Genomic DNA, 20,143 nt, shown 5'->3' on the forward strand with positions numbered 1-20,143 from the left:
GGGCCTGCGAGCATGCTCGACATCCTCAACGCCGGCATCGCACCGGAGTTCGTCCCGTACACCGACGGCTGGGACCTGCAGCGAAGCGTCCACGCCGAGGTCGTCGCCGGCACCCGGCCGGACACGCTCATCCTTCTCGAGCACGAGGCGGTGTACACGGCGGGCAAGCGCACCGAGCCGCAGGAGCGCCCGCAGGACGGCACGCCCGTGGTCGACGTCGACCGCGGCGGGAAGATCACCTGGCACGGCCCCGGACAGCTCGTCGGCTATCCCATCGTGCGGCTCCCCGAGCCGATGGATGTCGTCGCGCACGTGCGGCGCCTCGAGCGGCTCCTGATCGGGGTCCTCCAGCCCCTCGGCGTCGACGGCTACCAGGTCGAGGGCCGCAGCGGAGTCTGGGTGCGCCGCCCCCTGACGGAGGACAAGGTGGCCGCGATCGGCGTGCGCGTGCAGCAGGGCGTGACCATGCACGGATTCGCGATCAACTGCGACAACACCCTCGCCGGCTTCCGCGGCATCATCCCGTGCGGCATCACCGACGCCGGCGTGACCACGGTGAGCGAGGTCATCGGCGCCGACATCTCCCCCGCCGACATCCTCGCCGGAGTCATCAACGCATTCACCGACGAATACGCGTCGGCCGAGTACACAGGAGTTCCCGCATGACCGCCGCCCCCGATGGCCGCAAGCTTCTCCGCCTCGAGATCCGCAACGCCGAGACGCCCATCGAGCGCAAGCCCGAGTGGATCAAGACGAAAGCCAAGATGGGGCCGGAGTACACCGCCCTGCACTCGCTCGTGAAGAGCGAGGACCTGCACACCGTGTGCCAGGAGGCAGGCTGTCCCAACATCTTCGAGTGCTGGGAGGACCGCGAGGCGACGTTCCTGATCGGCGGCTCGCAGTGCACGCGACGCTGCGACTTCTGTCAGATCGACACCGGGAAGCCCGACGCGTACGACACCGACGAACCGCGCCGGGTCGCCGAGAGCGTGGTGCGGATGAACCTCCGGTATGCGACGGTGACGAGCGTCGCGCGTGACGATCTGCCAGACACCGGAGCATGGCTCAACGCCGAGACGGTGCGGAAGATCCACGAGCTCAACCCGAACACCGGCGTCGAGCTGCTCGCCAACGAGCACAACGCCGATCCGGCGTTCCTCGGTCAGATCTTCGATGCACGCCCCGAGGTGTTCGCACACAACGTCGAGACCGTCCCTCGCATCTTCAAGCGCATCCGCCCGGCCTTCCGGTACGAGCGGTCGCTCGACGTGATCACGCAGGCGCGCAACGCCGGCCTCATCACGAAGTCGAACCTGATCCTCGGCATGGGCGAGGAGCCCGAAGAGGTCGTACAGGCGCTGAACGACCTGCACGACGCCGGCTGCGACATCATCACTATCACGCAGTACCTGCGGCCCTCTCCCCGGCACCTCCCGGTCGCACGCTGGGTGAAGCCGGACGAGTTCGTCGAGTTCAAGGAAGAGGCCGAGCGGATCGGATTCCTCGGGGTCCTCGCCGGTCCCCTGGTGCGCTCGTCCTACCGCGCCGGCCGCCTGTGGGCGCAGTCGATGGTGTCCAAGGGACGCGAGATCCCGCCGCACCTGGCGCACATCGCGGAGAGCGCGGACCTCGGGTTCGCCCAGGCGGTCTAGTCGGCGCTCATCACCGACTGGACGCTGCCGTCGGATCCGAGATTCACCAGCAGCACGTCATCGGTCGAGCTGTCGTCGAGCGCGTACTCGAGCACGGCGAACGGCTCTGAGCCGCCGTGCTCGTCAGCGAGGATCGTCATGCTCATCAGACGCAGCGAGCGGATGATGTCGACGGCTGCGTCGCCGCTCACGTCGACCAGGACGTCGACCAGCTCGTCGCCGTACTGCTCCTGCTGCTGCAGGATGTATTCGGTGACCTCGCTGGTCCGGTCGTCGACCTCCGAGAGCATCCCTCGGCGCGCGACGGCGTCGACGTTCTCGAGCCCGGCGATCAGCGACGCGGCGATGTCGAGGGCCTCCGGGGAGACGTCCTCCTGGTCCGGGGCCGTGAGGTCGACCGTGACGTTCTGGTCGCCGAGCTCGACGGTCTCAGACCAGAAGATCGAGCCGTCTGGACCGGAGGAGAGGAGCCCGAAGTAGTCGTGTTCGATCGCCATAACGCTATGAAACCAGCCTCTCGTCCACTGCGGTAGTCCCGTCCTCAGCCGACCATCGACTTGACGAAGAGGTGGGGCGTGAATCCGGTCAGATCGTCGATCCCCTCGCCCTGTCCGAGAAGCTTGACCGGGATGCCGGTGCGCTCCTGGACCGCCAGCACGAAGCCCCCCTTGGCCGAGCCGTCGAGCTTCGTGAGCACGAGCCCGGTCACGCCGGCGTGCTCGAGGAACGCCTCGGCCTGCATGACGCCGTTCTGGCCGGTGGTGGCGTCGAGCACGAGCAGCACCTCGCTGATCGGGGCCTGCTTCTCGATCACCCGGCGGATCTTGGACAGCTCGTCCATCAGCCCGCCCTTGGTGTGCAGGCGACCGGCCGTGTCGATGATCGCGATCTCGATGCCCTCTCGCTGGGCGAACTCGACGGTCTGATACGCCACGGAGGCGGGGTCCTGCCCCTCCTGCTGGGGACGGACGATCGCCGCTCCCCCGCGTTGCGCCCAGGTGGCGAGCTGATCGACCGCCGCCGCGCGGAATGTGTCGGCCGCGCCGACGACGACGCTGCGCTGATAGCCGCGCAGGAACTTCGTGAACTTGCCGATCGTGGTGGTCTTGCCGACACCGTTCACGCCGACCACGAGCACGACCGCCGGGCGCTCCGTGAGCTTCAGTGTGGTGTCGAACTTCGCGAAATGCTCTTCGAGGGTCTCCCGCAGCATCCGCTGCAGGTCCTGCGGGTCGGTGGTGCGGAAGCGCTCGACCTTCTCCCGCAGCTCCTCGACGACGCGCTCGCTGATGTCCGGACCGAAGTCAGCGGTGATGAGCGCCGTCTCGAGGTCCTCCCACGTCGTCTCATCGATCGTGGGTTTGACGAACATCCCGCGCAGAGCGCGGGTGAGGGACCAGGACTTCTCCGCCATGCCTCCAGCCTACGGGCAGGAAGGCGCGCCGCCTCTCAGCTTGCGGCGGCTGCGGCTCGATCGCCCACGCGCTGGCCGACGACGGCCGAGACGCCGTCCTGGCGCATCGAGACCCCGTAGAGGGCGTCGGCGATCTCCATGGTGCGCTTCTGGTGGGTGATGATGAGCAGCTGCGAGCTCTCCCGCAGCTGCTCGAACACCGACAGCAGCCGGCCGAGGTTGGCGTCGTCGAGCGCCGCCTCGACCTCGTCGAGGATGTAGAACGGACTGGGCCGCGCCTTGAAGATCGCAACGAGCAGCGCGACCGCGGCCAGCGACCGCTCGCCACCCGACAGCAGGGACAGACGCTCGATCTTCTTGCCCACCGGTCGCACCGACACCTCGATGCCTGTGGTCAGCATGTTGTCCGGGTCGGTGAGCGAGATGCTCCCGGCGCCGCCGGGGAAGAGGAGCGGGAAGACCTGCCCGAACGCTTCCTTCGTGTCCTCGAACGCGCTCGCGAAGATCGTCTGCATGCGCTCGTCGAGGTCGGCGATGATCGTCAGCAGATCCTGGCGCGTCTGGGTGAGATCGGCGAGCTGCTCGGTGAGGAACGCGTGGCGCTGCTCGAGAGCCGCGAACTCCTCGAGCGCGAGCGGGTTCACCCGTCCGAGCTGCGCGAGCTTGCGCTCGGCGTCGGCAAGGCGCCGCTGCTGGATACGCCGATCGAACGGGATCGCCGTGTCGTCGAGCAGCTCGCCGGCGGCCGCCTCGACGCCAGGATCGCGGGGAACGAGCTGATCAGGCCCATATTCCGCAACAAGAATATCTTCGTCGAGAGCGAGCTCCGACGAGACTCGCTCGAGCAGGCTGTTCAGGTGCAGCTTCTTCTCGTGGATCTGCAGCTCGAGACCGTGCACGCTCTCGGTGAGGCCGGCAAGGCGCTCTCGCAGCGACGTCTCCTGCGACCGCAGAGTCGTGAGCTCCTCGTTCTGCGCCGAGCGCGCGGCTTCCGCCTCGGCCAGCGCCACGCGGGCCTCGGTGACCGAGCGGTCGAGCGAGTCGAGGATTCGCGGCAGCTCCTCCGCCACCCCGGATGCCGACTCCCGCTGTGCACGCCGGATCACTGCTCGCCGCGCGGCCTCGGCCGCGGCATCCCGCTCCTGCTCGCGCTGACGCTCGAGGCTCGCGACCCGCGCCTGCGCGGCACGGACGCGCTCGCGCAGCGTCTCGATCTCCAGCCGCGCGCGGACTTCGCCTTCTCTCGCCTGCTCCAGCGCCTCCAGCAGACCGTCGCGCGCGGATGCGTCGAGCACAGGGCGCGGAGCGGAGACGGCCTCGTCGAGGAGGGACTTCGCGGCCTCCGCCTTCGCCTCCGCGTCGGCGACGGCGGCCTGCGCCTGCGCGAGGCCGGACTCCAGACGCTCGCACTCCGCCACTGCGGACTCATGGCGCACCGTGATCCGGTTGACCTGCTCGGCATGGCTGGCCAGCGCCGCGTCGTGCTCGCGGAGCGCACGCAGCGCGTCCTTGGCGTGGCGCCTGGTCGTCTCGACAGCCTCGTTCGCGTCCTCGCGAGCCTCACGGAGGGAGTCCACGATCACCTGCACCTCGGTGAGGCGCTCGGTCGCGGCGTCCCGTTCGGCGGCGAGTTCGAGGCGTGAGCGTTCCCCTCCGGAGCCGGTGCGGAGCGTCTGAGCGGTGATGACATCCCCTGCGAGCGTGACGATGGTCGTGGTGGTGTCGCCCGCGGCATCGAGCGCCGCCCTGGCGGAACGCGCCGACTCCAGGTCGTCGGCGAGAAGCACGTGCGAAAGGATGCCGAGTACGCCGTCCGGCGCCGTGACGGTGTCGACTGCCGGCGTCACGCCGGGAAGCGCCGGCAGCTCCACGGCGGGCCGGAGCCCGCCGGCGACGACGAAGTCGACGACGCCCCTGCCCCGCTCGGCTCCGTCGGCCGCGAGTGCGAAGGCGTCGGCTGCGGCCTCCACCAGCACGCCCTCGGCGAGCGGGCCGAGGACGGCGGCGATCGCGGCCTCGAACCCGGACCGGACCTGTACCGCATCCCCGACCAGGCCCAGGACACCTGGTCCCCCGGTCCTGACGATCTCGGCGGCGCCACCCGAGATGGCGAGGGCGCTGCCGAGAGCCGCGGCCTTGGCGGTGAGGGCGTCCACCTCGCGCTCGGCTGCATGGAGTCGCTCCCGCAGGGTCTCGCGTTCGGACTCCGCGGCCGTCGCCGCCCGCTGCGCGCTGTCGTAAGCGGCGGAATGCTCGGCCGCCGTACCCTCGGGTGCCTCCGCATCCTCGATCGACTCGAGAGCCTCGGCGGCCTCCCGCCGGCGTGCGTTCGCCGCCTCGAGCGCGTTCTCCTGACGGAGCACGGCACCGCGCACCGCCGCCAGCGCGGATGCCGCGGCATCCGCCGTTCCGCGCAGCGTCGTCAGCCGCATGTCGTACTCCGACACGAGGGCGCTCTGCTCGGCGATGTCGACGTCGAGGGTGTCGAGCTCGGCCCTCGCGTGCATGACCTCGCGACTCGCGACCGTCGCGGCATCCTGCGCGTCGCCGAGCCCCTCGGAGATCGCGGTGATCTCATCCTTGGCGTCGTCGATCGTGCTCTGCGTGACCGTGACCGCTGTGACAGCGGCGTCGTCCTCCTCGGAGCCGAGCAGCGCGAGTCGCTGGTTCGCGAGCGTGTACAGCCCCCGCATCCGCTCCTGCACCTGCTCGAGACCGAACGCGACGCCGCGTGCGCGGTCGACGGCGACCGAGTTCTGATCCTGCTCGAGGCGGGCGATGCTCGCCCTGACGGCCTCCGCCTGGTCGGACAGCACGAGCCGCTCGGTGTGCCGCTCGTGCTCCGTGCGCGTGTGGTCGGCGAGGGCCGTACGCAGCGCTACGACGTCATCCGCGAAGATCCGGGCCTTCGCGTCCCGCACGACGGCGGCGATGGTCTGCGCCTCCCTGGCGATCTCCGCCTGGCGACCGAGGGGCTTCAGCTGCCGGCGGATCTCTCCGGCCAGATCGCTGAGCCGGGTGAGGTTGGTCTCCATCGCGTCGAGCTTGCGAAGGGTCTTCTCCTTGCGGCGGCGGTGCTTGAGGATGCCCGCTGCCTCCTCGATGAAGCCGCGACGATCCTCGGGCGATGCCTGCAGGACCGTGTCGAGCCTGCCCTGACCGACGATCACGTGCATCTCGCGGCCGAGACCCGAGTCGCTGAGCAGCTCCTGCACGTCGAGGAGGCGGCAGTTCTCGCCGTTGATCGCGTACTCGCTGGATCCGTTGCGGAACAGCGTGCGACTGATCGTGACCTCGGCGTACTCGATCGGCAGCGCCCCGTCGCCGTTGTCGATCGTGAGCTGGACCTCGGCGCGGCCGAGCGGTCCGCGGGTCGAGGTGCCGGCGAAGATGACGTCCTCCATCTTGCCGCCGCGCAGGGTCTTGGCACCCTGCTCGCCCATCACCCAGGCGAGGGCGTCGACGACGTTCGACTTGCCCGACCCGTTCGGGCCCACGATGCAGGTGACCCCCGGTTCGAAGACGAAGCTCGTCGGCTGCGCGAAGGACTTGAACCCCTTGAGGGTCAGGCTCTTCAGATGCATGCGGGCACCGCCGATACGGGGAGAATCACGCCCATACGCTACCGGAAACCCCCGCCGCGGCCGGCATCCCGCGCGGGTGACGGCGAACCGGATTCGCGTGCGACACGCCGGTCGGGAACGCGGATGCTTGACTCGAGCGGTTCGACTTCGCTACCTTATCCACCGGATCGCCACACGAAAGGAGGTTACCGATGATGATTCAGCTCAACGCACAGGCCACTGGCCTCGCCGCGCATCACACTGCGCCGCGCTTTGCGTACTCGGTGACCGCCGGCGTCCGTCACAGCGCGCTCTCGTAGAACCGCAGCCGGAGGACTCTGCCCGTAGCCGGGCTCCCGTTCTCGTCTCCGCTTCTCGGCGCACCGCCCTCTGACCTGATCTCAGGTCATGGCCCGCCGGTCCGCCCTCGGACCGTCCCCACCGCCGAACCCGGCACTCGCCGCTCCCGCGGCACCCGGGTTCCGCCATCCCACCGCACGCCCGCCGGTCACCATCCGGCTGCCGACGGTCGTGCTCGCCGCACCCATCCCTCACATCCACCAGAAGGAATCACCGTGAACACCACGCTGCACCGCAGCATCACCCACCCACCGGATATCGAGGACCGCCAGGTCCTCCAGATCCCCGCACCCGGCGAACTGCGTGAACTCGCACTCGTCGACCGCCTGTCGCTCCGGATCGGGGTCTGGCTGCTCCAGCGGGCGCAGCGCCCGCGTCCGCAGCGCACGGCCCCGACGATCACACACGCCGAGGGCCTGCTCCTCGGAGAGCAGAACCTGACGGCCAGGCATTACGCCATCCTGCTCGCCCACGACCTGCAGCGTCAGCTGCGCTGACCGGGAGGTCGAGATGAGCATTCCTCTCACCGCAGGTGCGACCCTGCATCCGCTCGTGCTTCCGGCACGGGCGGATGCAGTGGACGCGGGCGAGTTCCGCGAGCTCGCCCGCGTCCGCAACCTCGTCTACCGGGAGTTGACCGGTCGCGACGAGCAGGATCTGACTCCGGAGGCGCTGCTGACGATCCTCCGCTCTCGCCGTGAGCGCACGACCTACGTGTGGGCGGTTCGTCTCGGCGACGAGATCGTGGGACGAGCGGTCCTCGACATCCCCCATGAGGAGGGCTCGCGCGTCGCGATCGCGTCCATCGAGATCCTGCCCCGGGTGTGGGGACTCGGCATCGGCACAGCGATGATGCCGCACATCGAGGCCGTGGCTCGCGAGCACGGCCGTCCGATCATCCAGAACTGGACGGAGCAGCAGCCGAGCGAGGCCCCTCGTCTCGAGGCCCCGACCGGGTACGGCAGCGTGCCTCACGATCACGTCGCGCGGTTCCTCACCCGCCACGGGTTCACGCTCGAGCAGGTGTACAGGGTGAGCCATCTCGACCTCTCGGATGCGGCGCTCACGCGTGCGAGGTCGCTGCGCGACGAGGTCGGTGACGCCTCCGCCGGCTACCGCGTCGTGCAGTGGATGCAGCCGACGCCCGACCACCGCATCGACGGGTACGCGTGGCTGAAGTCGCGCATGTCGACGGACGCGCCCTCTGCCGGTCTCCAGTCCGATGAGGAGAGATGGGACGCCGATCGGGTCAGGGCGATGGAGTGCCGTGTTCGGCAGATGGGCCGCAGGATCCTCGTCACCGCTGCGGAGCACATCGACTCCGGCGAGCTCACCGCATTCACCGAACTCGCGATCGGCCCCGATCCTGCCGCCACGACGCACCAGGAGGACACGCTCGTGCTGAAGGAGCACCGCGGTCATCGCCTGGGCCAGCTGGTCAAGTGCGCAGCCCTGCTCACCTGGAAGGAGGAGGTGCCGGATTCTCCGCGCATCGTCACGTACAACGCCGAGGAGAACCGGCCGATGCTCTCCATCAACGAAGCCATGGGCTTCACCGCCATCGCCTACGAAGGCGCCTGGAAGAAGGAGCTGTCATGAAGACCGTCGCCCTGACCATCACCCCGCTCGTCGTCCCCGGGTCTCTCGACGACGCCGACGCCGCGGAGTTCCTCGCCTACGGCGAGCTCAACAAGCGCATCTGCGCCGAGGAGGTCGGGCTTCCCGATCTCGCGCCGGACGCGCGTCAGATGCTCCCCGCCTGGCAGGACGGCACCGACACGCTGCAGACCGGGTTCGTGGCGCGCACCGACGACGGGATCGTCGGCATGGTCACGATCTCCTTCGCCCAGGAGGCCGAGGCGCACGCCGCCGAGATCGACATGCTGGTTCCCGCAGAGCACTGGGGCATGGGCGTCGAGGAGGCGCTCCTGTCGCGTGCCGAGGACGAGGCACGGGCCCACGGGCGCAGCGTCCTCCAGCTCTGGACGCTGCATCGACCCGAGCAGGCGGATCGGATGCTCGTGCCTCGCACCGGCTGGGGACGCGTCCCCGCGACTCCGCTCGCAGAGCTGGTCGCGGCCGACGGCTTCACTCTCGAGCAGGTCGAGCGCAACAGCGAGTTCGACCTGCGCCGAGACGCCGAGCCGCTGCGCGCGGCGCTGGCGGATGCGGAGGCGGCTGCCGGTCCTGACTATCGGATCGTGGACTGGCTGATGCCGACTCCGCCGGAGCTTCGCGACGGCTTCGCGGCCGTGCTCGCCCGGCTGTCGACGGACGCACCGAGCGGCGACATGGACTTCGTCGCCGAGGAGTGGGATGCCGACCGCGTCGTGCGTCGTGAGGCGCGCCTGCTCGGCGCCGGCCAGGAGATCTCGGTGGTCGCCGTGCAGCATGTGCCCACCGGTGACCTGGTCGCATACAACGAGCTCGTCATCGGAGCCGACCGTGCCGGTGTGACGCATCAGTTCGGCACTCTCGTCGCCAGGGAGCACCGCGGCCACCGTCTCGGCACGATCGTCAAGTGCGCGAACCTGCTGCGCTGGCGGGAGCGGATGCCGGACTCTCCGGTCGTCTCCACCTTCAACGCCGAGGAGAACCGTCCGATGCTGAACATCAACGAGGCGATCGGCTTCGTCCCGGTCTCGTACGCGGGAGCCTGGCAGAAGAAGATCTGAGCTCATCCGCAGGGTGTACGACGATCAGCCCGCAGGCCGATGCGTCGGCGAGGGCGCGGGGCGAGGCTGGAACCATGAACGATCCGGTCCTCGATTCCCATGCCCTCGCCAAGACGTACGGCACCGCCCGCGCCCTCGCCACCGTCGACCTCACTGTGCGCCGTGGAGAGTCGGTCGCGATCATGGGCGCCTCCGGATCCGGCAAGACCACGCTTCTGCACGTGCTGGCGGGCATCATCTCGCCGGACTCCGGCACCGTCTCGTTCCACCCGTCGACCGGTGCACCGGTCGAGCTGACGGGTCTCCGCGAATCGGCGCGGTCACGACTTCGCCGGGAGCGGTTCGGCTTCGTCTTCCAGCAGGGACTCCTGATCCCCGAGCTCACTGCGGTCGAGAACGTGGCCCTCGCGTCGATGATCAACGGGGTGCGGAGAGCGGATGCCGTGCAGCACGCGGCATCCTGGCTCGCCGCGCTGGGCCTCGCGGGCATGGAGGAGCGCCGGATCGGAGAGCTCTCCGGCGGGCAGGCGCAGCGGGTCGCCATCGCCAGGGCCCAGGCGACCGGCGCCGAGCTCGTCTTCGCGGATGAGCCGACCGGCGCGCTCGACTCGAACACCTCCCGTGAGGTGATGGACGCGCTGCTGTGGTCGACCACGGGCCATGGCAGGACCCTGCTGGTCGTGACGCACGACTCGGAGGTCGCCGCACGCTGCTCGCGCACGGTGGCGATGCGCGACGGACGGATCATCTCGTCGGCGGTGGCGGCGTGAACTGTCGGGTCCTCGCTCTTCTCCTTCGTCCGGCACCGGGGCGGAACGGCGTGCTCGTGCTGCCGATCGTGGCTTTCGGCGTCGTCACCGCGCTGGTGCTGACGGTGATCGGCGGTGCGCAGTCCTTCTGGTCGTGGACGGACGACTACGCGCCGATCTATCAGGCACTGGCCGCGATCGCCCTCGTGCTCCTGGTCGTCCCGCTGATGAATCTCGGCGGAGCCGCGGCACGGCTCTCGGCACGCCGGCGGGATGAGCGGCTGTCGACCCTGCGGCTGCTCGGGGCGACTCCCCTCGGCGTGGCTGCGGCGACCGTCGTCGAATCGGCCCTGATCGCCGGCGCCGGCGCGATCGCCGGCATGGTCGGCTACCTTCTGGTCAGCCCGCTGATCGGCCTGATCCCGTTCCGCGGCGAGCCGCTCGGCCTGCACGCCGTGCTGCTGTCGCCGCTCGGAATCCTCGCGGTGTTCGGCGCAGTGCTGATCCTCGCCGCGGGCAGCGCCGCTCTCGGTCTTCGGCGCGTGGTGATCTCGCCGCTGGGTGTGCGGATGCGCAGCACCGTGTCGGGCGTCCACTGGCTGCGTGCGGTGATCGCCGTGTCCGTCATCGCCGCGGCGTTCGCGCTGGTGAAGGTCTTCCCGTCGATCGGCGGCGTGGTGACGGTGATCGTGGTGCTCGCGGCCCTGTTCGGCGCCGCACTCGCCGTGCTCAATCTCGTCGGCCCCTGGACGCTGAAGGTGGCGGCCACCCGGCAGCTCCGTCGCGCCGAGCGGGCCGACCGACTCCTGGCCGCTCGCACCGTGCTGGATTCCCCGAAGGCGGCGTGGCGCGAGGTGAGCGGCATCGCGATGGCGAGCTTCATGGCGGTCTTCGCCGGCACCGGGGTGTCGCTGATCAACGTCATGAGCAGCGCGGACGCGGCATCCGATGATGTCGCCCTGGTGCAGGACATGCGCACGGGACTGGTCATCACGCTGATCGCCTCCTTCCTCATGGTCGCCGCCTCGGTCGGAGTGAACCAGGCGTCAGCGATCCTCGACGAGCGCGAGCTGCACCGCAGCCTTCACCACCTCGGCATGCCGCTGGAGACCGTCGAGCGGGCGCGACGTCGCGCCATCATGTCGCCGCTGCTCCTCACCGCGGCCGGCTCGGCGCTGTGCGCTGCGATCCTGGTGTTCCCGCTGCTGGGGTTCGCGCTGCTCACCGCTCCCCTGTCGATCCTGACCATCTGCCTCGTGGTCGGCACCGGCATCGGGGTGGTCTGGTTCAGCACCCTGGCGACACGGCCGCTCCTCGCCCGCTCGTTCCGGTCGGCATGACGCCGGCCGCGGTCAGGTCGTCGCGGCGGGCCGCACCCTCACGTGGATGCTCTTCATGAGCGGCTGATCGCTCTGCGCACTGTAATCCGCAGGGCCGATCAGGACGTTCATCTCCGGCATGTAGCCGGCCGCACTCCCTCGCGGGGTGTCGTACGCGACGGCGCGGTACTGCCGCAGCGCGCGCTGCGAGCCGTCCTTCGACGTGGCGACGATGTCCACGAGATCCCCGTGCCCGATTCCACGGTCCTGCATGTCGGCCGCGTTCATGAAGATCAGCTCCCGCAGGTTCTTCACGCCTCTGTAGCGGTCGTTGTTCGAGTAGATCGTGGTGTTCCACTGATCGTGGGAGCGCATCGTCTGCAGCACGAGCATGTCATCGGAGGGCGGGAGCACGTCATGCAGCGGCGGCGAGGAGAACTCCGCCTTCCCCGACTGGGTACGGAAGTCGAGGTCGCGCGCCGGCTGCGGGATGCGGAAGCCGTTCGGCTGCCTCACGAGTTCATTGAACCCCTCGAATCCGGGCAGGACCTGCGCCATCACATCACGGATGACGTCATAGTCAGCGACGTACGACTCCCACGGCAGAGGGCTGTCGGGCATCGTGGCCCTCGCGATGCGCGCGATGATGTCGGGCTCCGACCGCAGGTGCTCGGATGCCGGCTTCTTCTTCCCCACCGAGAGATGCACCATGCTCATGGCGTCCTCCACGGTCTGCCCTTGGAGGCCTGACGACTGCTCGTCCGCCTCGGTGCGCCCGAGGCACGGCAGGATCAGCGCCTTCTTCCCGTGCACCAGGTGACTGCGGTTGAGCTTGGTGCTGACCTGCACTGTGAGCTCGCAGCTGCTCATGCCCTCCGCCGTGTAGACGGGGTCGGGGACGGCCGCGACGAAGTTGCCGCCCAGCGCGATGAACACCTTGACGGCACCCTCGTGCATGGCGCGGATGCTCGCGACGGTGTCGAGTCCCGGCTCTCGCGGCGAGGTGATCCCGAGGACCTCGTCGAGCCGGTCGAGAAGTGCGGCCGGTGCATGGTGATCGATGCCGCAGGTGCGGTTGCCCTGGACGTTGCTGTGCCCGCGCACGGGAGCCGGCCCTGCGCCGGGGCGGCCGATGTTGCCGCGGAGCAGCAGCACGTTCGTGAACTCGCGCACCATGTCGACCGCGTGCTCCTGCTGGCTGACGCCGAGGCACCAGCTGATGATCGTCCTGTCCGCCTTCAGGTACAGGTCGCCGGCGTGCCGGAGCTGCCCCTCGGTCAGGCCGGACTGCAGCACGAGATCCTGCCACGACGTCGCGTCGACGAGAGCGCGGTACTCGTCCAATCCCTGCGTGTGCCGCTCGATGAAGTCGGCGGCGAGCACCGACGGGTCGGTCTCTGCCGCTTCGAACACGACCTTCGCGACGGCGCGCATCAGCGCCATGTCGCCGCCGGGGCGCACCTGCAGATCGAGCGTCCCGGTCGCGTGCGTCTTGAACAACGCCATGTCGATGAAGTCGTGCGGGACGATCGTGCGCCGGGATGCCGCTTCCACGAGCGGATTGACGTGCACGACCTGTGCGCCGTTCTTCACCGCGTCGGAGAGCGCCGTGAGCATCCGCGGTGCGTTCGATGCCGCGTTCACGCCGATCAGGAACAGGAGGTCGGTCTGCTCCCAGTCTTCGAGAGTGGTCGTGCCCTTCCCCGTCCCGATGGACGCCTTCAGCGCGCGGCCGGAGGCCTCGTGGCACATGTTCGAGCAGTCCGGCATGTTGTTGGTGCCGTACTCGCGCATCATCAGCTGATAGATGAATGACGCCTCGTTGCTGAGTCGGCCCGAGGTGTAGAACGCAGCCGCGTCAGGGCTGTCGAGCCGTCTCAGCTCCTCGCCGATGAGGGCGAACGCGTCGTCCCAGCTGATCGGCGCATACCGATCGGTCTCCGGGTCGTATGCCATCGGCTCGGTGAGGCGCCCGGCGTTCTCGAGATCGAAGTCGGTCCATCCGGCGAGCTCGGTGACGGTGTGCTTCGAGAAGAAGCCGCTGCCGACGCGCTTGTGGGTCATCTCCCACGTGACGTGCTTCATGCCGTTCTCGCAGATGTCGAGCCGGAGGCCCTTCTGATCGTCTGGCCATGCGCACCCGGGGCAGTCGAAGCCCTTGATCGGGTGGTTCATCGTGAGCATCGCGAGGGCGCCGGTCACCGGGGCCTGCGACCGCACGAGCACCTCGCCGACAGAGAGCGCGGCACCCCAGCCCGCGGCCGGGTGGTCGTACTCGCTCCAGGACCAGGGGCGATCCGTCCGGGGTCCGTATCCGCCCTGGCGCGGCACGTCGGGCATGAGTCCGAGCGCCACTCCCTGCTTCGTGTCTTCAGGATTCACGGCGCTCCGATCTCGGTTGTCACCCGGTAAGGGTGCGAATAGACGTTCATCGACCGCCCGCGCAGGAATCCGACGAGGGTCAGGCCGCGGGCCTCGGCCAGTTCCGCGGCGAGCGACGACGGCGCGGAGACTGCGGCGAGGACCGGGATGCCCGCCATCGCCGCCTTCTGCACGAGCTCGAAGCTCGCCCGCCCGGAGACCTGCAGCACTGTGCCGCGCAGCGGAAGCCTGTCGTTCAGCACCGCCCATCCGATGACCTTGTCGACGGCGTTGTGCCGCCCGACATCCTCCCTGAGCACGAGCATCTCACCGGTCGCGGTGTCGAACAGCGCGGCGGCGTGCAGGCCGCCGGTCTTGTCGAAGGCGTCCTGACGCGCGCGCAGTCGATCCGGGTAGCCGACGAGGTCCTGCGCCGAGACGGAGGCGTCGTCGCAGGAGACGTCGTACCGTGACACCGTCTCCACCGCCTCGATGCTCGCCTTGCCGCATACGCCGCACGAGCTCGTGGTGTAGAACGAGCGGGCGAGGTCGGGAGCGGGCGGCTGCACGCCGGGAGCGAGCGAGACATCGAGCACGTTGTAGGTGTTCTCGGCGCCTCCGGTGCCTGGGCCGCCGCAGTGGATCGCCGACCGGAACTCCCACCCCGCGGAGATGACGCCTTCCGAGACGAGGAAACCGGCTGCGAGCTCGACATCATGGCCCGGAGTGCGCATCGTCACCGCGAGCGGCTCGCCGAGGACCCTGATCTCCAGCGGCTCCTCGACGGCGAGCGTGTCGGGTCGCCGATGCGAGTCCCCGTCCAGCGTGATCGTCAGCACTGGTCGTCGTGTCGTGATTCGCCCCACGGATCCGAGCGTACTCCTCGCCCGCTCAGCGTCGTCGCTGACACCTCGGGCAGTAGTGGCTCGAGCGGTTCATGAACGCCTCGCGTCGGACGTCTCCGCCGCAGCGGGGGCACGGCTGCCCGCCGCGACCGTAGGCGTTCAGCGAGTGCGCGAAGTACCCCGCCTGCCCGTTCACGTTGACGTACTGCGCATCGAAGCTGGTGCCGCCCTCGGCCAGCGCCTTCACGAGAACAGCGCGGACCTCGGCCAGCAGTCGCCGGACCGCCTGGGTCGACAGCGCGCTCGCGGGGGTCTCCGGATGGATGCGGGCTGCCCACAGCGACTCGTCGGCGTAGATGTTGCCGATGCCGCTGATCACCCCCTGATCGAGCAGGACCCGCTTGATCGCGCTGCCACGGCGCCGCAGCGACCCGCGGAAGGCCTCGTCGTCGAACTCGGGATCGATCGGGTCACGGGCGATGTGCGCCACCTGCGACGGGATCAGCGACCCGCCGTCGGAGACGAGGGCATCGACAGCGAGAGAGCCGAACGTGCGCTGGTCCGAGAAGACGACGGCGAGCTCGCCGTGCACCGGATGCTCGAGATGGATGCGGACGCGCTCATGCCGCTCTGCGGCCGCATCGGGCGTGCGCAGCAGCATCTGCCCGCTCATGCCGAGATGGGCGATCAGCGCGGCGTCACCGGCATCGACCGGCAGCCAGAGGAACTTGCCGCGACGCTCCGCCGCCGTGAAGGTGCGACCCTCCAGGCGCGCGACGAAGTCGGCGGCCCCCGCGGGGTGCCTGGTCAGCGCGCGCTCGTCGAAGACGCTCACTGCCGTGATCAGCGAGCCGATCGCGGCAGGTGCGAGGCCCGCGCGCACGACCTCGACTTCGGGAAGCTCAGGCACGATCGCCGAGAAGGCGCCAGGCGCTGAGCGCCGCAGCCATCTCCGCCGTCTTCTTGCTGCTGCCGTTGCCGGTCATGCTGACGTCTCCGACGAGCACGGTCGCGGTGAAGCGCCTGTCGTGATCCGGTCCGCTCGCCTCGACCGAGTACTGCGGGGGCGTCGCTCCGAGTCGCGCAGCGAGCTCCTGCAGGCTCGTCTTCGGATCCATCGCCGCGCCGTAGCGCTCCGGGTCCGCGAGCAGCGGCTCGGTCAGTCGCAGTACCAGGGTGGTCGCCGCTTCAGGGCCGGCCGAGAGGTACGTCGCGCCGATGACCGCTTCCATGGTGTCTGCGAGGATCGAGTCCTTGTCGCGCCCGCCGGTCTGCTCCTCGCCTCGGCCGAGCCGCAGATGGCTGCCCAGATCGATCGCACGGGCGACCTCTGCGAGGGCGACGGTGGAGACGACGCTCGCGCGCCGCTTCGCCAGCTCGCCCTCATCGAGACCGGGATGCGTGGTGAACAGCATCACGGTGACGGCCTGGCCGAGCACCGAGTCGCCGAGGAACTCGAGTCGCTCGTTGTGCGGAATGCCGCCGTGCTCGTACGCGTAGGAGCGGTGGGTGAGAGCCAACTCCAGAAGCTCCGCGTCGATGTCGACGCGGAGCTTCTCAGGGAGAGGTCTCGTCCCCCGAGGGACCTCTGTCACGATGGTTCGCGACTCAGACGTCTGCGACCTTGCGGCCCTTGTACTCCAGGAAGAGCTCGGTGCCCTGCGAGTCGGTGACGACCTTCGCCTGGTGAGGGCGGCTGTAGACGACCTTGCCGTTCTCGATCGTCTTGACGAGCGCGATGGGCGCCGCCTTCCACTGCGCGCGACGCGAGCGGGTGTTCGAACGGGATACCTTGCGCTTCGGGGGGTTACCAGCCATGACTAGCTCTCTTCTTTCTCGGCGGCACGGCTCTCTGCCTTGCCGTCCTGGTCTGTGATCTGCTGGAGCGCACTCCATCGAGGATCGATGGGAGCGGCCTGCTCCGTCCCGGTGCTCTCGGTCAGCCTTTCGCCCGTATTCGGGTCGAGACCCGGGCAATCCGGCTGACACACCGGCTGAAATGGAAGCGACAATACGGCCGCATCCCTGACGAGAGTTTCAAGATCCACGTGGTCGTCTTGAACCTCGAAGTCAGTTTCTTCCTGACCAGGATACGCGAAAAGCTCCTGGAACTCGACTTCGACCGGCCGAGTGATCTCGAGGAGGCATCTTCCGCACACCCCGGAGTACTCCGCATCCGCTGCTCCGGAGACGAGGATGCCTTCGTGGACGGACTCCAGACGGACGTCGAGATGCATCTCGGAGCCCTTCTCGTAGGTGACGATCCCCTCGCCCCACTGCTCGGCCAGGGAGACCGTGAAGGCGTGTTCGCGCATCTCCCCCGGCCGGCGGACGATGTCGCGGACGGGGAGGACGAAAGGGCCGCTCATTCGGGATCGCACGGTTCCAGTCTAACGATCCCCTCTGGGAATCGCCCGGCCAGGGACTCCGTCGGTCAGATGCCGCGGCCGCCGGTGTCGAGGAAGGCCGCCACCGCCCGCGGGACGAACGGCGTCACGTCGCCGCCGAGACCCGCGACCTGGCGGACGAGCGAGCTGGATACCATGGCGTGCGACGGGTCCGGCAGCAGGAAGACCGTCTCGATGCCTGCGAGGTGGCGGTTGACGATCGCCATGGGTGATTCGTAGGCGACATCGATCTGCGAGCGGATGCCCTTGACCAGGACTCCGGCGCCTACATCGCGTGCGTAGTCGACCAGGAGACCCATGCTCCACGACCCGATGACGATGTCGCCGGCCATGCCGTCTTCGGCGATGGACTGCTCGAGGAGGGCGAGTCGCTGCGCGATCGGAAGCATCGCCTCCTTGCCGGGGTTGTGCACGACCAGCACGTGCAGCTCGTCGTACAGCGACGCCGCCCGGCGGATCACGTCGAGGTGACCGAGTGTCGGCGGATCGAACGAACCCGGGACGACGGCGATCCGACTGCTCATTCAGACTCCTTCGATCGCTCGGCGCACGACATGGAACCAGCCTAGGGCACGTCAGTTCTTCGCCAGCGCCGCCCGATCGTCCTCGCTCACCTGGCGCGCGATCGCGTCACGCAGGCCAGGATGTGCGGCGAGATCGGGATCGGCCGAGAGGATGCCCTCGGCGAGCTCTCGCGCGCGGAGGATGAGGCCGGAGTCCTTCACCACGCGCAGCAGCTTGAGCGAGGAGCGCGCGCCCGCCTGCGCCGCGCCGAGCACGTCCCCCTCGCCCCGGAGCTCGAGATCGACCTCGGCGAGGGCGAACCCGTCCAGAGTCGATGCGACCGCGTCGACGCGGTCCCTGGCGACCGACCCGGCGTCGGCCTCGGTGACCAGCAGGCAGAGGCCCGGCACTCCGCCGCGGCCGACACGGCCGCGCAGCTGATGCAGCTGCGACACGCCGAACCTGTCGGCGTCGAGCACGATCATGGTCGAGGCGTTGGGTACGTCGACGCCGACCTCGATCACCGTGGTGGCGACCAGCAGATCGATGTCACCGCGGGCGAAGGACTGCATCACGGCATCCTTCTCGTCCGAAGGCATGCGCCCGTGCAGGACGGCGCGTCGAAGCCCGCCGAGTGTCGGATGGGTGGACAGCGCTTCGTCGAGCTGGACGACTCCCCATCGCGGGCCGTTCGCGCCTTCGGGCTGCGGGGCGAGCTGCTCCCCCGCCTCGGCCGTCTTCTTCGCGGTGTCGATCGCGGCGCACACCGCGAACACCTGACGGCCCTGTGCTATCTCCTCGGCGGCGCGCCCCCAGACGCGGTTGAACCACCCGGGGTGCTCCGTGAGCGGCGCCACGAACGTCTCGATGCCTGCGCGCCCGGCCGGCATCGTCCTGATGACGGAGGTGTCCAGATCGCCGAAGACCGTCATCGCGACGGTCCGCGGGATAGGCGTCGCCGTGAGCACCAGCGCGTGCGGGCTCGATCCCTTGGCACGGAGCGCCTCGCGCTGCTCGACGCCGAAGCGGTGCTGCTCGTCGACCACGACGAGCCCGAGGTCGGCGAACGTCGTCTTCTCGCCGAGCAGCGCATGGGTGCCGATCACGATGAGCGCCTGCCCCGACGCCACGCGGAGCGCGGCCCTGCGCCGCTCGGCCGCGGGCATCTGCCCTGTGAGCAGCGTCGGCATCACGAGCGGCGCGAGCACCGGCCCCAGCATCTTCGCGATCGATCTCAGATGCTGGCCGGCGAGCACCTCGGTCGGCGCGATGAGCGCGGCCTGGCCGCCCGACTCGGCGACCTGCAGCATCGCGCGGAGCGCGACGAGCGTCTTACCGGAGCCGACCTCGCCCTGGACGAGACGGTTCATCGGCCATGAGCCGACCAGGTCGGAGGCGATCTGCTCGCCCACCGTCTCCTGATCGGCGGTGAGCGTGTACGGCAGCGTCGCGTCGAACCGCTCGAGGAGTCCTCCCGGCTTCGCCGGCCTGGAGGTCGCAGCCAGTGCCCTGACCGCCTCGCGCTGCTGGAGGAGCGCGGTCTGCAGCGTGAGCGCCTCGTGCATCCGGAGTGTCCGGACGGCGGGGTCGATGTCATTGCGGGTGCGCGGCCTGTGGATCAGCTCGATCGCCTCGCGCGCCGTGAGCAGCTCCTCCCGCGCCCTGACGTCGTCCGTGAGAGGGTCGGGCACGTCGACCAGCGCATCCAGGACGCGACCGACGAACTTGGCGATCTGCCACGTCTGCAGGCTCGCGGTGGCGGGGTAGATCGGGATCAGCACCGCCGCCCTGGCGTCCGCCCGCCTGCGCGCGGCGTCCTCATCGTCGAAGAGCTCGTACTCCGGGTGAGCGAACTGGGTGACGCCGTTGAACTCGCCGACCTTCCCGGAGAAGACCCCCCGGCGCCCGACGGCCAGCTCGTCCGAGCGCCATTTGGCGGCGCTCAGGTGCTTCGCGAAGAAGGTGAGCGACATCCGGCCGATCCCGTCGCCGATGATCACGTCGACCATCGCACCCTTGCGGTTGCGCATCGCGCGGGCGCTCGAGGACAGCACCTCGGCGACGATCGTGACCGTCTCGCCGAGAGGCAGGTCCCTGATCGGCGTGAGCTCACCCGGATCCGCGTAGCGCCGTGGGTAGTGCGAGAGCAGATCGCCGACGCTGAGCATGCCGAACGCCCGGTTCAGGGTCTTCGCGGGGGCGGCGCCGAGCGCGTCCTCCAGCGACGAATCGAGGGTGAGCGGCATGGCCTCGACTCTACCGATGCCCGCCGACGTCGCACGTCACCGGGTCG

General features: G+C 69.3%; 18 protein-coding genes. 7 read left to right on the plus strand and 11 right to left on the minus strand.

The annotated features are described in order from the left end of the window. Positions 1 to 12: 12 nt before the first annotated feature. Entirely contained in the window at positions 13 to 666 is a 654-nt protein-coding gene (gene lipB / locus IPV10_RS02565) for a lipoyl(octanoyl) transferase LipB (protein WP_207480094.1), read from the plus strand. Further along, entirely contained in the window at positions 663 to 1,652 is a 990-nt protein-coding gene (gene lipA, locus IPV10_RS02570; protein WP_207480096.1) for a lipoyl synthase, read from the plus strand. Before lipB ends, lipA begins: the two co-directional genes overlap by 4 nt. On the opposite strand, the gene IPV10_RS02575 is transcribed toward lipA, so the two are convergent. The 3 genes from IPV10_RS02575 to smc are packed head-to-tail and all read right to left on the minus strand — an operon-like array spanning position 1,649 to position 6,650. Continuing rightward, positions 1,649 to 2,149 carry a DUF2004 domain-containing protein gene (locus IPV10_RS02575; RefSeq protein ID WP_207480098.1) on the minus strand — a complete coding sequence of 167 codons (501 nt, stop codon included), beginning with the start codon at positions 2,147 to 2,149 and terminating at the stop codon, positions 1,649 to 1,651. The genes lipA and IPV10_RS02575 overlap by 4 nt on opposite strands. Before the next feature lie 44 nt (positions 2,150 to 2,193). Beyond that, the gene (ftsY, locus tag IPV10_RS02580) at positions 2,194 to 3,066 is read right to left on the minus strand and encodes a signal recognition particle-docking protein FtsY (protein WP_207480100.1); all 873 of its coding nucleotides are present in this window, start codon (positions 3,064 to 3,066) and stop codon (positions 2,194 to 2,196) included. Between the two features lie 35 nt (positions 3,067 to 3,101). Continuing rightward, positions 3,102 to 6,650, minus strand: coding sequence for a chromosome segregation protein SMC (gene smc / locus IPV10_RS02585; protein WP_207480102.1), 3,549 nt, complete (start codon positions 6,648 to 6,650; stop codon positions 3,102 to 3,104). Positions 6,651 to 7,204: 554 nt separating this feature from the next. Between smc and IPV10_RS02590 the strand changes: the two genes are divergently transcribed. From IPV10_RS02590 to IPV10_RS02610, 5 genes are all read left to right on the plus strand, one after another. Next, a complete protein-coding gene (locus IPV10_RS02590) occupies positions 7,205 to 7,486 on the plus strand; it encodes a hypothetical protein (RefSeq protein ID WP_207480104.1) in 282 nt (93 codons plus the stop codon). Between the two features lie 13 nt (positions 7,487 to 7,499). Next, complete coding sequence (locus IPV10_RS02595) at positions 7,500 to 8,588, plus strand: GNAT family N-acetyltransferase (RefSeq protein WP_207480106.1); 1,089 nt, start codon at positions 7,500 to 7,502, stop codon at positions 8,586 to 8,588. Continuing rightward, positions 8,585 to 9,664: a GNAT family N-acetyltransferase gene (locus IPV10_RS02600; RefSeq protein WP_207480109.1), complete on the plus strand. Its 1,080-nt coding sequence runs from the start codon at positions 8,585 to 8,587 to the stop codon at positions 9,662 to 9,664. Before IPV10_RS02595 ends, IPV10_RS02600 begins: the two co-directional genes overlap by 4 nt. 74 nt (positions 9,665 to 9,738) lie before the next feature. Beyond that, complete coding sequence (locus IPV10_RS02605) at positions 9,739 to 10,434, plus strand: ABC transporter ATP-binding protein (protein WP_207480111.1); 696 nt, start codon at positions 9,739 to 9,741, stop codon at positions 10,432 to 10,434. After that, the gene (locus IPV10_RS02610) at positions 10,431 to 11,753 is read left to right on the plus strand and encodes an FtsX-like permease family protein (RefSeq protein WP_207480113.1); all 1,323 of its coding nucleotides are present in this window, start codon (positions 10,431 to 10,433) and stop codon (positions 11,751 to 11,753) included. The genes IPV10_RS02605 and IPV10_RS02610 overlap by 4 nt, the downstream gene beginning before the upstream one ends. Before the next feature lie 12 nt (positions 11,754 to 11,765). On the opposite strand, the gene IPV10_RS02615 is transcribed toward IPV10_RS02610, so the two are convergent. From IPV10_RS02615 to IPV10_RS02650, 8 genes are all read right to left on the minus strand, one after another. Further along, positions 11,766 to 14,114: an FdhF/YdeP family oxidoreductase gene (locus IPV10_RS02615; RefSeq protein WP_307861038.1), complete on the minus strand. Its 2,349-nt coding sequence runs from the start codon at positions 14,112 to 14,114 to the stop codon at positions 11,766 to 11,768. Beyond that, complete coding sequence (fdhD, locus tag IPV10_RS02620; protein ID WP_207480115.1) at positions 14,111 to 14,959, minus strand: formate dehydrogenase accessory sulfurtransferase FdhD; 849 nt, start codon at positions 14,957 to 14,959, stop codon at positions 14,111 to 14,113. The genes IPV10_RS02615 and fdhD overlap by 4 nt, the downstream gene beginning before the upstream one ends. A 25-nt stretch (positions 14,960 to 14,984) precedes the next feature. Next, positions 14,985 to 15,848 carry a bifunctional DNA-formamidopyrimidine glycosylase/DNA-(apurinic or apyrimidinic site) lyase gene (gene mutM, locus IPV10_RS02625; RefSeq protein ID WP_207480117.1) on the minus strand — a complete coding sequence of 288 codons (864 nt, stop codon included), beginning with the start codon at positions 15,846 to 15,848 and terminating at the stop codon, positions 14,985 to 14,987. Beyond that, positions 15,841 to 16,533 (minus strand): ribonuclease III, encoded by a 693-nt coding sequence (rnc, locus tag IPV10_RS02630; protein WP_207480119.1) that lies wholly within the window; start codon positions 16,531 to 16,533, stop codon positions 15,841 to 15,843. Before rnc ends, mutM begins: the two co-directional genes overlap by 8 nt. Positions 16,534 to 16,546: 13 nt before the next feature. After that, positions 16,547 to 16,756, minus strand: a complete 210-nt coding sequence (gene rpmF, locus IPV10_RS02635) for a 50S ribosomal protein L32 (protein WP_105668338.1) — start codon at positions 16,754 to 16,756, stop codon at positions 16,547 to 16,549. Positions 16,757 to 16,758: 2 nt separating this feature from the next. Next, on the minus strand, positions 16,759 to 17,307 hold the full coding sequence (locus IPV10_RS02640; protein ID WP_207480121.1) for a DUF177 domain-containing protein: 549 nt from the start codon (positions 17,305 to 17,307) through the stop codon (positions 16,759 to 16,761). Between the two features lie 65 nt (positions 17,308 to 17,372). After that, positions 17,373 to 17,870, minus strand: a complete 498-nt coding sequence (coaD, locus tag IPV10_RS02645; RefSeq protein ID WP_207480123.1) for a pantetheine-phosphate adenylyltransferase — start codon at positions 17,868 to 17,870, stop codon at positions 17,373 to 17,375. Positions 17,871 to 17,921: 51 nt separating this feature from the next. Next, positions 17,922 to 20,096, minus strand: coding sequence for an ATP-dependent DNA helicase RecG (locus IPV10_RS02650; RefSeq protein WP_207480125.1), 2,175 nt, complete (start codon positions 20,094 to 20,096; stop codon positions 17,922 to 17,924). Positions 20,097 to 20,143: the final 47 nt, after the last annotated feature.

Origin of the sequence: Microbacterium sp. SD291 (assembly GCF_017355365.1) — a bacterium.
Lineage (GTDB): Bacteria > Actinomycetota > Actinomycetes > Actinomycetales > Microbacteriaceae > Microbacterium.